The organism is Pseudoalteromonas piratica, from assembly GCF_000788395.1.
Taxonomy (GTDB): domain Bacteria; phylum Pseudomonadota; class Gammaproteobacteria; order Enterobacterales; family Alteromonadaceae; genus Pseudoalteromonas; species Pseudoalteromonas piratica.
Genome location: NZ_CP009888.1, coordinates 1,908,225 through 1,920,643, shown reverse-complemented (window position 1 = coordinate 1,920,643; position 12,419 = coordinate 1,908,225). Strand labels below are relative to the sequence as shown.

Annotated in this window: 12 protein-coding genes and 6 tRNA genes; 1 reads left to right on the top strand and 17 read right to left on the bottom strand. The window is 40.3% G+C overall.

Annotated elements, in window-relative coordinates; genetic code table 11:
• Positions 1-404 precede the first annotated feature (404 nt).
• From OM33_RS08960 to OM33_RS08880, 17 genes are all read right to left on the bottom strand, one after another.
• Positions 405-494: transfer RNA gene (locus OM33_RS08960), tRNA-Ser, on the bottom strand.
• A 105-nt stretch (positions 495-599) separates the two neighbouring features.
• Positions 600-1,658, bottom strand: a complete 1,059-nt coding sequence (nadA, locus tag OM33_RS08955) for a quinolinate synthase NadA (RefSeq protein WP_038640995.1) — start codon at positions 1,656-1,658, stop codon at positions 600-602.
• 123 nt (positions 1,659-1,781) lie between these two features.
• A tRNA-Lys gene (locus tag OM33_RS08950) sits at positions 1,782-1,857 on the bottom strand.
• 164 nt (positions 1,858-2,021) lie between these two features.
• A tRNA-Lys gene (locus OM33_RS08945) sits at positions 2,022-2,097 on the bottom strand.
• A gap of 22 nt (positions 2,098-2,119) precedes the next feature.
• Positions 2,120-2,195, bottom strand: a tRNA-Lys gene (locus OM33_RS08940).
• Between the two features lie 23 nt (positions 2,196-2,218).
• Positions 2,219-2,294 (bottom strand) — tRNA-Lys (locus OM33_RS08935).
• A 43-nt stretch (positions 2,295-2,337) separates the two neighbouring features.
• Positions 2,338-2,413, bottom strand: a tRNA-Lys gene (locus OM33_RS08930).
• A gap of 209 nt (positions 2,414-2,622) precedes the next feature.
• Complete coding sequence (ybgF, locus tag OM33_RS08925) at positions 2,623-3,384, bottom strand: tol-pal system protein YbgF (RefSeq protein WP_038643204.1); 762 nt, start codon at positions 3,382-3,384, stop codon at positions 2,623-2,625.
• A gap of 16 nt (positions 3,385-3,400) precedes the next feature.
• Positions 3,401-3,928: a peptidoglycan-associated lipoprotein Pal gene (gene pal, locus OM33_RS08920; RefSeq protein WP_038640993.1), complete on the bottom strand. Its 528-nt coding sequence runs from the start codon at positions 3,926-3,928 to the stop codon at positions 3,401-3,403.
• Between the two features lie 38 nt (positions 3,929-3,966).
• Positions 3,967-5,322, bottom strand: a complete 1,356-nt coding sequence (tolB, locus tag OM33_RS08915) for a Tol-Pal system beta propeller repeat protein TolB (RefSeq protein ID WP_038640991.1) — start codon at positions 5,320-5,322, stop codon at positions 3,967-3,969.
• 8 nt (positions 5,323-5,330) lie between these two features.
• Entirely contained in the window at positions 5,331-6,218 is an 888-nt protein-coding gene (gene tolA, locus OM33_RS08910) for a cell envelope integrity protein TolA (RefSeq protein WP_038640989.1), read from the bottom strand.
• Positions 6,219-6,220: 2 nt separating this feature from the next.
• The gene (gene tolR / locus OM33_RS08905) at positions 6,221-6,646 is read right to left on the bottom strand and encodes a protein TolR (protein ID WP_038640987.1); all 426 of its coding nucleotides are present in this window, start codon (positions 6,644-6,646) and stop codon (positions 6,221-6,223) included.
• Complete coding sequence (tolQ, locus tag OM33_RS08900) at positions 6,646-7,332, bottom strand: protein TolQ (RefSeq protein ID WP_038640985.1); 687 nt, start codon at positions 7,330-7,332, stop codon at positions 6,646-6,648. The genes tolR and tolQ overlap by 1 nt, the downstream gene beginning before the upstream one ends.
• Before the next feature lie 778 nt (positions 7,333-8,110).
• The gene (gene ruvB, locus OM33_RS08895) at positions 8,111-9,115 is read right to left on the bottom strand and encodes a Holliday junction branch migration DNA helicase RuvB (RefSeq protein ID WP_038640983.1); all 1,005 of its coding nucleotides are present in this window, start codon (positions 9,113-9,115) and stop codon (positions 8,111-8,113) included.
• A 1-nt stretch (position 9,116) separates the two neighbouring features.
• Positions 9,117-9,734: a Holliday junction branch migration protein RuvA gene (gene ruvA / locus OM33_RS08890; RefSeq protein WP_038640981.1), complete on the bottom strand. Its 618-nt coding sequence runs from the start codon at positions 9,732-9,734 to the stop codon at positions 9,117-9,119.
• Positions 9,731-10,255 carry a crossover junction endodeoxyribonuclease RuvC gene (gene ruvC / locus OM33_RS08885; RefSeq protein WP_038640979.1) on the bottom strand — a complete coding sequence of 175 codons (525 nt, stop codon included), beginning with the start codon at positions 10,253-10,255 and terminating at the stop codon, positions 9,731-9,733. The genes ruvA and ruvC overlap by 4 nt, the downstream gene beginning before the upstream one ends.
• A 92-nt stretch (positions 10,256-10,347) precedes the next feature.
• The gene (locus OM33_RS08880) at positions 10,348-11,460 is read right to left on the bottom strand and encodes a DUF418 domain-containing protein (RefSeq protein WP_038640977.1); all 1,113 of its coding nucleotides are present in this window, start codon (positions 11,458-11,460) and stop codon (positions 10,348-10,350) included.
• A 157-nt stretch (positions 11,461-11,617) separates the two neighbouring features.
• Here OM33_RS08880 and OM33_RS08875 point away from each other — a divergent pair, with 157 nt between their 5' ends.
• Entirely contained in the window at positions 11,618-12,403 is a 786-nt protein-coding gene (locus OM33_RS08875; protein WP_038640975.1) for a type 2 periplasmic-binding domain-containing protein, read from the top strand.
• Positions 12,404-12,419 lie beyond the last annotated feature (16 nt).

Below are 12,419 nucleotides of genomic sequence, written 5' to 3'. Positions count from 1 at the left end.
AACGAAAATAACGGCGTTATTTGGTGTTGCAAAAACACGTTCACGCTCGCTTTTGGGTTTACATAACCATTACTGCACAATAAAAGAAACGAATGATGTATAAAAATAACTAACGATGCGAATAAGAAACCTGCTCTCACAATGAAAATGAGGCGTAAAATGATAAGTTCGGACATAAAAAACACCTGAGAATAAATTCAAGCGTTTTCTTTAAATCTAGAATGGTAGAGAAGGAGAGATAAACTTAAATACATCCCTGTATTTAAACGCTTCGTGGCGCCTTCGCGGTTCAAATTATTCCCGATAATCTGTCGAACCAGAATTGAGAGTCTCACTCTCCTTACAAAATGCGGGCATAAAAAAACGCCTGAGCATAAACTCAAGCGTTTTCTTTAAATCTAGAATGGCGGAGAGAGAGGGATTCGAACCCTCGATAGGGGTTAACCTATACACGAGTTCCAGTCGTGCGCCTTCAGCCACTCAGCCATCTCTCCGCATACATTACACTTGGTAATGTGGGGCGTATCTTATGCAATGCCTTGATTGTAAGCAAGTACTTTTTAGAGCCCTCTAATTGAGCGCCTAAAATTCACCCAGATTTAAGTGTTGTTCGCTGTTGTCAACTTTAATGATGCTGAAAAATCAAGCATACGGTTAAGCGAACGTAATGCGCCTTCGCGTAATTCCATATCAACAAATACTTCTTTGCCACTTGCATCAAGTAGGGCTTCTTCAATTGCTTTAAGGCCATTCATTGCCATCCAAGGGCAGTGCGCACAGCTTCGGCAAGTAGCGCCTTCACCTTGTGTTGGAGCTTCAAAGAATTCTTTTTCAGGACAAAGCTGCTGCATTTTGTAGAAAATACCGCGATCGGTTGCAACGATAAACTTCTGGTTGTCCATCTCTTGCGCTGCTTTAATAAGCTGGCTAGTTGACCCCACTGCATCAGCAAGGTCAACAATTTCTGCTGGTGACTCTGGATGCACAAGCACTGCCGCATCTGGATGCAGCGCTTTCATATCTTTCAGTGCTTTGGTTTTAAACTCATCATGTACGATACAAGCGCCATTCCACATGATCATATCTGCGCCAGTTTGCTTTTGAATATACGAACCTAAGTGCTTATCTGGGCCCCAAATGATCTTGTCGCCCTGCTCATCAAGGTGTTCGACAATTTCAAGTGCACAGCTTGAGGTAACAATCCAATCTGCGCGGGCTTTAACTGCCGTTGAAGTATTAGCATAAACGACCACTTTACGATCTGGATGTTGATCACAAAACGCAGAAAATTCATCAATCGGGCAGCCCACATCCAATGAACAAGTCGCTTCAAGGGTTGGCATAACCACCGTTTTCTCAGGCGTTAAGATTTTAGCCGTCTCACCCATAAAGCGCACACCTGCAACCACGATAGTTTTTGCTGGGTGTTTACTACCAAAACGAGCCATTTCTAACGAGTCTGCAACACAACCGCCTGTTTCTTCAGCCAGAGCTTGAATTTCAGGATCGGTATAATAATGTGCAACTAATACTGCATCTTTTTCTTTTAAAAGTGATTTAATACGTTCTTTATAAGCCAACTTTTCATCATCTGACAAAGGGGCTGGCTTGGGAGGAAATATATAATCCTCAGGCATAATTTGTTCTGCTAAGCTCATTTCTCTCGACCGTGAAATGCTATGGGAAATTGCCGCGCATTATACTGAAAATGGCAGATGAATGACAGTTTTGTGATTGATTTTTAACGCTATGAAAAAGAGATAAAAAGAGGTGTTTATGAATGGTGGGTCATGATGGACTCGAACCATCGACCAATGGATTAAAAGTCCACTGCTCTACCAACTGAGCTAATGACCCGCTCTTAGTGTAAGTGCCATTAATACGTCCTGTAGGGATATTCCGGCTCGTCGTCCTGACTCGCGTTTAACTAACTGCGAAACTTCGTTTCGGTTTAGTTTCACCCAACTGAGCTAATGACCCGCTCATAGATGCAAAAAGCATAAGAAAGAAGGTTCTTTGAATGGTGGGTCATGATGGACTCGAACCATCGACCAATGGATTAAAAGTCCACTGCTCTACCAACTGAGCTAATGACCCGCTCAAAGAGAAGGCTTAGAAGTGGTGGGTCATGATGGACTCGAACCATCGACCAATGGATTAAAAGTCCACTGCTCTACCAACTGAGCTAATGACCCGCTCTAAGCAAGTGCATTTCGAATGGTGGGTCATGATGGACTCGAACCATCGACCAATGGATTAAAAGTCCACTGCTCTACCAACTGAGCTAATGACCCGCTCAATTCCCATAGGGAAGTACTCGAAGTGCAAAAATCTGAATGGTGGGTCATGATGGACTCGAACCATCGACCAATGGATTAAAAGTCCACTGCTCTACCAACTGAGCTAATGACCCAATCAGATTTTTAACGCAGCGTTTTTGTCTTTCGTAACAAGCGGCTGCGGGCGCTTATAATACTTATTTAAAAAATGAGTGCAACCTAAAATTACGGTTTTTTTAAGTTTTATGACTCAGTTGGCTAATTTTATACCAACATTTAAAGATTAGCCTAAAAAGTGATTATCTTTTCACTTTTCGTTTACAAAAATCGAAACTAGCGAGTCCTAATTAAGGCTCGCTAATTTTTCAACCGCTAATTTCGCTGGGGTTGAATCTGGGTATTGTGCAACCAAATCATTTAAGATTTTTTTCGCACGAGTAGTTTCACCTTCTTTTATATACGCATTTGCAAGTTTCAACATTGCATCTGAACGTTTATTAGAGTCTGGAAAACCATTCACTAAGCTTTCAAAATGACCAAGCGCCCCTTTGCTATCATTCTTAATAGTGAGTAATTGGCCAAGCCAATAATGCGCGTTCGGTACGTATACTGATTCAGGGTAATTTTCTAAAAATGCCTTGAACTCAGGAATTGCGTCATCGTAGCGCTTGTCTTGCATAATTAACTGTACAGCACGATCATACGCATCGTTCTCGTTGAGGCTGCTACTCATTGTGCCTGAAGCACCATCAGAAACAACGTCATTAACAGGTGTAGTAGCTGCAAGGCTGCTTGAAACACGTGTTTCGATTTCTTGGTACAACTCACGCTGGCGTTGCAGCACTTTCTCTAGTTGATATCCCTGCTCTTCAGTGATACCTCGTAACTGACTCACTTCATCTTGCAAAGATTCTAACTGCTGTTGCAATTGTAAAAACTGCATATTTCGATTTGCAACCATACGTTCTAAGGTTTGCAGACGTGTTTCAAATGCCGTTGAAGACATACTTGAACTTGCACCAACCTCAGAAACAGGAGCGGGAGCAGCCAGTAACTGACTGCTCCCGCTAAGAAACATGGCTGCCAAAATAACTTTCGGCTTAATCATATTATCTTCTATATTAGTATACTAAAACTGCGCGACGGTTTTTCGCGAAAGCTTCTTCAGTACGCGTTTTAACCATTGGCTTTTCTTCACCGTAGCTAACCACTGAAATTTGGCTTTCTGCTACGCCTAAGCTCTGTAGGTATTTAGATACAGCTTCACCACGGCGCTCACCTAGTGCAATGTTGTACTCAGGTGTACCGCGCTCATCAGCATGACCTTCAACCAATACTTTAACGCTTGGATTTTTAACTAGGAAATCAGCATGTGCTTGAAGCAGCTCAACATAGTCGCTACGTACTGTTGATTTATCAAAGTCGAAGTAAATGATTTGCTCTTGACGAAGCGCTTCATATTTTTCAGCTAGAATTTCTTCTGGTGTTTTTTCTTTAACAACAGTTTCAACTTGTACTGTTTCTTCTTGACCTTGGTTGCTTTGATTCGCAGATGTATCTTCTTCAACTGTTGAAGAAGAGCTACAAGCAGCTAACGTCATTACAGGCACTGCAATGAGTAGGCTTTTTAGTAGTTTGTTAAGTTGCATCGAGTTGATTCCTTTTTTAAAAGTCTAACCTGTAATCTTTACAAAAATGGCGACCACGCAGGCGCCTTAACCTCGCCATCCGCGACTGGAAGGCGAGCTTTAAACCGTCCATCCATTGAAACCAATGCGAGGACCTGTTTATTATTATGTAACGTACTATAGATGATCATTGAGCCATTTGGCGCAATGCTTGGTGATTCGTCCAAACGAGTACGCGTTAGCACGCTAAAGTCACCTGATTTTAAATCTTTTTTAGCAATATGGTATCGACCTAATGTGCGATTTACCATGACTAAATTATTACCATCAGGTGTGATTGAACCCGCAAGATTCATATCACCATCAAAAGTAAGTCTTCTTTTCTTACCAGTTGCTAAATTTACGCTATAAATCTGAGCATTACCAGCCCTTTCCGACGTAAAAATAATTTCTTTACCATTTGGGTGCCAGCTCGGCTCAGTATCGATACTACGGTGTCTGGTAATACGACGTGGTTTCTTCGTTTTTAGATCTAAAACATAGATTTCTGTCGCACCGTTTTTATCTTTTGATAACACCATGGCTAGCTTGCTGCCATCAGGTGAAAACCTTGGCGCACCATTAATACCCTTGTAGGTTGTTAAACGCTCACGCTTACCGGTGTAAATATCTTGAATATAAATTTGGCTTTGACGATTTTCGAAAGTTACATAAGCCAACTTTGTACCGTCTGGTGACCAGGTTGGTGACATAAGCGGTTCTTTTGAACGTAATAATGTTTGTTCGTTATAGCCGTCATAATCCGCAATCACTAGCTGATAAGGACGGTCTTCATTTTCACGAACAATTACGTACGCAATTTTTGTTAAAAATGCGCCACGTTCACCTGTTAACGCTTCGTATACCACATCACTAATTCGGTGACCATAACGACGAAAACTATCACTGCCAATCACCGTTTGACGTGCGTCTAAAATATGATCTTCAGAACTTACTAATCGACCTTGGCTTAAAATTTTTGTATCGCCACCCGTGATTTGGCCTCTGATAACATCAATTAGTTGATAGCTTACTAAATAGCGGGCGCCCATCTGTTCTGTAATGGTCCCCACTAAAATTGCTTCAACACCTTCAGACACCCATGCACTGTAATCAACTTCGGTATCATTACTTGGTAATTGAGGCATGCTGCTAGCCGCAACAGGATTAAAACGACCACTGCGTTTTAAATCGGCTGCAATTACATTTGTGATCTCTGTTGGTGCTTCACCCGTGCCGTTGTATTTAAATGGTACAATTCCTATTGGGCGTGCAGAGTCGACACCTTCGGTAATTACAATTTCAAGAGCGGCGTTAGCAGCTGTACTTATTAAAAGTACAACTAGCAAAGCCCATTTTTGTAATGCGCTAATCATGTTACCCCTTAAATATCAGGTTGAATGGTTAAGTTAATATTTTTAAGCTTATCAAACACAGCTTTATCTTTGGATACTGGCAATGTATCTGCACGACGCACAGCGCGAATAGCCGCGTCACACACTTGTCTATCACCGTTAAGTGCTTCAACTTGTGTTACAAATCCATTAAACGCTAGTCGTAAATTAAGTCGGCATTGTTTGCCTTTCATACTGTCTTCCAACAATAAATTTTGCTGAATTTTCGCAATAATTAGCGCAGTATATTTTTCAACTTCAGATAGCACTTGAGCTTGTTTTGCACGACTTCGTGCTGCGGCCTCCGCAGCCAATTGTTCTTGCATTAGCTTTTCAGCAAGGGCTTTTTGTCTTGCAGCTTCAGCATCGGCTTTACGTTTAGCTTCCGCTTTTTTCAAACGCTCCTCTTCGGCCTTTCGCTTTTTCGCTAATTCTTCCGCTTTTTTCTTTGCTTCAGCCGCTTTTTTCTGCTCGGCTTGTTGCTTCTTTTTAGCTTCGCGAGCAGCTGCTTCTGCTTTTTTCTTTTCTTTCTCTTTGCGAATACGCTCTCTTTCTAGTTTCGCTATGCGTCTCGCTTCTTCTTCGCGTTTCTTTTTCGCATTTGCTGCACGGCGCTCTAAATCACGAATACGTTTTGCCTCAGCTGCTTTCTTATCTGCTTCTTGTTTTTTCAGTTCCTTAATGCGTTTTTCTACAGCTTTACTTTCAACCGAAACCGCTTCAACTGATTTTTGCTCAGCTTTTGTTGGTGCATTAAGAATCACTTCCATCACTTGAGGTTTGGATGGTTTGAAAAAGCCGCCGACAACAAATGCCACAATGATAGCTAAGTGCAGCGCCGCAGATTTGATAAGAGCCGAATTAAAATCGTTCTTCATAATTACTGCTCAAACGACTCCGTCATCAGGCCTACAGACGGTACGCCTGCTTTTTTAAGAAATCCCATAAGGCTCAATACTTCTTGGTAACTAACCTTACCATCCCCTTTCAACAGCACGGGTGTTTTTGGGTCTTTGTCTAAAGCCAGTTTAATTTGCGCAGCAATGTCGATTGCTTCCATTGATTTTTCAGGATCGATACCAATGCTCACATAATAATTGCCGTCAGCATCAATAGAGACAACAATTGGTGGCGTCTCTGTTGCTTCTACCAATTCCGACTCTTCCATCTTTGGTAAATCGACTTGAACGCCTTGGGTGATCACGGCTGCTGTAGCCATAAAGATAATTAGAAGCACCAGCATCACATCAATGTAGGGCACTACATTAATTTCAGCGACCGGACGACGCTTTTTTCGTTGATACATTATTTTGCGTCCACATTAGCCACAGCTTGGCGATGAAGAATATTAGAAAACTCTTCCATAAAATTACCGTAAGAAGATTCTACTTTTTCTACCGTGTGTGAAAAACGGTTATATGCAATCACAGCTGGAATCGCTGCGAATAGGCCCATTGCGGTTGCAATAAGTGCTTCAGCAATACCAGGGGCGACCATCTGTAATGTTGCTTGTTTAACTGAACCAAGTGCAATGAACGCCGTCATAATACCCCATACTGTTCCAAATAAACCAATATATGGGCTAATTGATCCGACAGTTGCTAAAAAGGATAAACTCGACTCCAATTTTTCAATTTCGCGTGACAGTGTTACACGCATTGCACGGTGAGTACCGTCTAAAATAGAACCCGGTGATGCGTGGTTATTTTTAGCTAGGCGTGCATATTCTTTGAAACCAGCTGTAAACATAGCATCTAGCCCATCTAATTCATTGCGAGCAGATAATTCTGCATACAGTTTGCTTAAATCAACACCTGACCAAAATTTATCTTCAAATTTCTTCGCATTCATTTTGGCAGCTGTAAGCGCTTTACGGCGTTGCATGATCATAGCCCATGAAAATACCGACATTAATACTAACGTCAGCATCACCAGTTGCACCACAAAACTAGCTTTTAGTATTAAGTCAAAAATTGAAATTTCGGTGGCCACTGCTCACTCCTGAAATAGTTGATAGTCAAGGGTTAGTTCGCTTGATGTAATGAAAGTTCCCTTACAGCATTAGATTTAGTTTAACCATACTAATAGCCGCATACAATGGCTATGCGTGAAGAATTACATTAACTGAACAAAAAAAGTGCAACGCAGATGTTAACCTCACAAAGATGCCCATTTATGCGATAAAAAACATAGATAAAACAGGCTTTATTCATACTTTGTGAATAAATACGCAAAATTACAAAGAAAACCCATTTGAAAACAAATAAACTTATCGTGCAATTATTAAGCTTTTATATTTTTTCCATTAAAAACATAATTATAAAGAACTAAAAAGAGAAAAAGAGTGATAATGGCAACAACAATAAACCAATTAGCATTAGTTTTTTTTATGTGAAAAAATAATTTTTCTAGTTTGAGTGTATTGTCATATCTGCGTAATATACACCCTGTAAACACGAGGACACACACCACACTGGTGTTAACCCTAGTTTCATATACACAGTGATTGCTGATTTGTCATTGTGTAGCATTGTTAAAATGCGTTCCCTGGATTACTTCCTTCAACTTGTTGTTTGCCCGCTCCCTAGCGGGCTTTTTTTTGCCTAAAATTCAAGATTTCAAACAAAAGTCCAAGAAATAATAAAAAAGGTCGCAAAGCGACCTTAAACAACAATTAGTAAACGAAGTAAGCAACAATTAAGTTTTTTAGCTTATTCCCAGAGCCCTTTGGCATATAAATACCCAATCGAGATCAAAACAAATAACGCTTCTACTCTTTTATAGGGAACCCAAAGTGCTTGTAAGCAAACTCTTGAGCTATGCGTCCGCGCGGGGTGCGCTGAATAAATCCCTGTTGTATTAAATAAGGCTCAATCACATCTTCAATGGTTTCGCGCTCTTCACCGATTGCCGCTGCAATATTATCAAGGCCAACTGGGCCACCCATAAATTTTTCAATAAGACAAAGTAAATATTTTCTATCCATATAATCAAAGCCGCTTTTGTCCACATCGACCATGTCGAGTGCACTGCCAGCAACAGCGGCAGTGACCACACCATCGGCTTTCACTTCTGCATAATCACGAACACGGCGTAATAATCGGTTAGCAATTCGCGGCGTGCCACGGGCTCGACGTGCAACTTCAATGGCACCTTCTTCATCCATTTCAAGCGATAAAAAATCTGCCGAGCGCATTACAATGTTAGATAGGTCTTCAACTGAATAAAATTCTAAGCGTTGAACTATTCCGAATCGATCACGAAGTGGTGAAGTAAGTGATCCCGCACGAGTCGTTGCGCCAACCAAAGTAAATGGGGGTAAATCTAACTTTATCGAACGCGCTGCAGGCCCTTCACCTATCATGATATCCAGTTGATAATCCTCCATTGCAGGATAGAGGATTTCTTCCACATGAGGACTTAAACGATGGATTTCATCAATAAAAAGTACATCGTTTTCTTCTAAATTGGTTAACATTGCAGCTAAATCACCTGCTTTTTCAAGCACCGGTCCAGATGTCGTTTTGATGTTGACATCAAGTTCGTTTGCTACAATATTTGCCAGCGTGGTTTTACCTAAACCAGGCGGCCCAAAAATAAGCAAATGGTCAAGCGCCTCTTCTCGCGAACGCGCCGCTTCAATAAAAATTTCCATTTGCTCTTTAACATGAGGCTGACCACGATAATCTGAAAGCAATTTAGGACGTATGGCTCTATCGATAACATCTTCATTGCCTTTCTTATCGGGTTCAATCAATCTATCCGCTTCAATCATCTTACATCATTGCCTTAAGTGCTTCTTTGATGAGCACTTCACTTGAATGCCCTTGGCCTTTAATTGCTTTTACGGCTTTTTCAGCTTGGTTCGCTTTATAACCAAGCGCCATTAAAGCAGCGATTGCATCATCCTGGGCATTGCCTTTCACTGTTGGATCTTCCTGCATTTCTAAAATGGCATCATCTGTATATGGTGTAAACAGATCCATTCCCCAGTCTTTTAAGCGATCTTTCATTTCAAGCACTAAACGCTCTGCCGTTTTTTTGCCAACGCCCGGTAATTTAACCAAGCTCGTTGCATCTTCATTGTGCACACACGCAACGAACTGCTCAGCCGACATACCCGAAAGAATTGCTAACCCTAATTTCGGTCCAACACCATTTGCTTTTAATAATTCACGAAACAACGCGCGTTCTGTTTTATTATTAAAGCCAAATAATAGCTGTGCGTCTTCTCGCACTACAAAGTGTGTATAAATAACTGCTTCTTCACCTTCTTTAGGTAATTTATAAAAGCATGTCATCGGCATATTCACTTCATAACCCACACCACTTACTTCAATTAGAATCTCTGGGGGTTGTTTTTCAACTAAGATACCGCGTAATCGCCCTATCATCGTCTTAATCGTCCTCTCACTGTTTTACTTGCTTGACCTGACAGTTTTATTAAATGTTGTTGGGAATGCCCATGACAAATGGCAATTGCCAAGGCATCAGCCGCATCTGCTTGTGGTGTGCCTGGTAATTTTAGAAAATTCTTCACCATATGCTGTACTTGTGACTTATCCGCGCCACCTGTGCCCACAACAGCTTGTTTTACTTGTCGCGCAGAATATTCAAATACATCTAACGATTGTAATGAGGCTGCAACCATAGCTGCACCACGTGCTTGACCAAGTTTAAGCGCTGAATCCGGGTTTCTCGCCATAAAGACTTGTTCTATGGCAAAGCTATCAGGTTGATATTGCTCAATTAGCTGAGTTACACCTTGGAAGATAATTTTTAGGCGTTCAGCCATAGGTTTTTCGCCCATTTTGATACAGCCGCTGCCTAAATACTCAAACTTCATACCTTGTTGTTTGATTAAGCCATACCCCGTAAAACGGGACCCGGGGTCGATGCCAAGTATAATTGCCAATGCGCACCTGCAAGGTTCTTTTTATAATTGTCATATAATGACCAATAACTGTATGGATTACCAGTGCTAAATGGTAAATTCCACTTATCTGTTCATTTAATGACTGATTGCAATGACTTGTTATAAGCTTTTCGCCAAAGCCATTCTACAGGCCCAACACTAAAAAGTTTTAAATAGATACCCGCTAAAGCCAGCTGAACTAACGAAAATGATATGCACAAATACAAATAATCAATGCGTGTTGCTTCATTGACAAAATCAATATTGCTGTATCTGAAAAAGATTGCAAACACTATGGATTGCAGCAGATAAAGAGAAAATGCCATGCGCCCTACGGGAGCAAACAAAGCTTTAAGAACTGACACTTTCTTAGCTAGTTTAATAATGATGTGGATATATAAAAGCGCACAAAATAATGCAGATAAAGTCGCTAGCGCCATATTAAGCTCTGCAAGCGCTGGCCAATTTACTCGAATGACTGCGTCAGCAGTTGAAATAACCAATGTGACCACGACCACACTCGTTAATTGAAATTGCGATAAGCCATTGGTGAAAAAGTCTGAGCGATACAAATACACACCGAATAACACAATCCCAGCAGTGACCCAAACGAAACAAACCAGGCTAAATACCAACATAATAACAGTAAAAATGATTTGTTGAATGAGTTGATTACCATATCCTGCTTGCCACTCGGCTAGTATTGCAAGATACTCTTCACTACCCCGATAGATTGGCTCACTTGGGATTAGTGAGAGTAGTATTAACACTACAAACCCAATTGCAAAATACGTTTTCGCTTTTTTTAGAATAATCGCCTGGTGATTGCCTAATTCTTTATAAACCAAAAAACCTGCTAAAGCGTAATTTATTAAAATGTCACCAGAAAAGATAAATACGCTGTGTGCAACACCAAAAATCAGTAGCCATTTCAAACGCGCATTAAGCAGGGGTAATGCATTATTTTGTCCGTGTTTATCGTACAAAATCGCAAGCCCCACACCAAATAACACACAAAACAAAGTGCGAAATCGTCCATCAATGAAAAAAGCATTAATTACTTCAATAACTAAGTCGCTCATTGGGGCTTCAATTAAGGGGCTGTATCCAATCTCAAATACTGCATGATAATAAATATTCATATATAGAATACCCAAAACCGATATTCCTCTCAAAAGATCAAGCACATCAAGACGTTGTGTCATAAAAATACATTCCGATAAATCTTAAATATTTTTGTAAGCAAACTATTTACATCACGATTGTATTTTATCGTAAATGATTAAGTGATAAGCGGCTTTAAAGGATGATAAATCAACAATTAGACTATAATTAGTTAATCGAAATTATAAATGCTGTTGTATGTCTAAAACACTAATACTATTTTGCTTCTCTATTTTTTCAGCACTTTCAAACCCGATAGAATTGAAGATTTCGACTCGCAATGAATCAAACATACGTTATTTCGAACAACTGCTAGAAAGATCTATCCATTCGATTGACCAGCAAGTAGACATTACTTACATCGGTGCACTTAACTATCAACGCCAAATAAGCTATTTCGAAGCCAATAAAGTTAATGTCATTTGGCGTATGCGCTCAAAGGAGCGCGACCAAAAATATCGTCGCATCGACGTTCCGTTAACACAAGGGAAGATCGCCCAACGATTGTTACTTGTTAATATTAACAATCAAAGCAAATTTAATAACGTAAAACATTTGCAAGATTTTATCGATTCAAAGAGCACCGGTGTATTTGGTGAAAACTGGTATGATGTTGATGTATGGCGCCACAATAAACTGCCCTACATCGAGCTCTCTGGCGATATGAGTAAAATATATCAGATGCTGCACCATGGTAATCGTGGGTTCGACTACTTTTCGCGAAGCATTATCGAGATAGAAAATGAATTACAGGCACATCCCTATTTAGCCATCGAACAAAATCTTATTTTTTCATTCGATACGGATATGTATTTTTACATTCAAAAAGACAATGATGCGCTTTATCAATTATTAACAAACGCACTTAAAAGCGCAGAAAAACAAGGCATTATAGAAGATTTACTGTTTGAGTTTTATGGTGACTTAGAAAATAAGTACGGATTGGCACAACGTACTCACATCCCTCTTTCCATACCAAATTAAAAAACAATAAAAAATT

Excerpts from the sequence above, each read along its gene's own strand:
- ruvA (WP_038640981.1), bottom strand. The coding sequence starts at position 9,734 with ATGATAGGGCGATTACGCGGTATCTTAGTTGAAAAACAACCCCCAGAG.
- OM33_RS08875 (WP_038640975.1), top strand. The coding sequence starts at position 11,618 with ATGTCTAAAACACTAATACTATTTTGCTTCTCTATTTTTTCAGCACTT.
- pal (WP_038640993.1), bottom strand. The coding sequence starts at position 3,928 with ATGCAACTTAACAAACTACTAAAAAGCCTACTCATTGCAGTGCCTGTA.
- ruvB (WP_038640983.1), bottom strand. The coding sequence starts at position 9,115 with ATGATTGAAGCGGATAGATTGATTGAACCCGATAAGAAAGGCAATGAA.
- tolA (WP_038640989.1), bottom strand. The coding sequence starts at position 6,218 with ATGAAGAACGATTTTAATTCGGCTCTTATCAAATCTGCGGCGCTGCAC.
- tolR (WP_038640987.1), bottom strand. The coding sequence starts at position 6,646 with ATGTATCAACGAAAAAAGCGTCGTCCGGTCGCTGAAATTAATGTAGTG.
- nadA (WP_038640995.1), bottom strand. The coding sequence starts at position 1,658 with ATGAGCTTAGCAGAACAAATTATGCCTGAGGATTATATATTTCCTCCC.
- tolB (WP_038640991.1), bottom strand. The coding sequence starts at position 5,322 with ATGATTAGCGCATTACAAAAATGGGCTTTGCTAGTTGTACTTTTAATA.
- OM33_RS08880 (WP_038640977.1), bottom strand. The coding sequence starts at position 11,460 with ATGACACAACGTCTTGATGTGCTTGATCTTTTGAGAGGAATATCGGTT.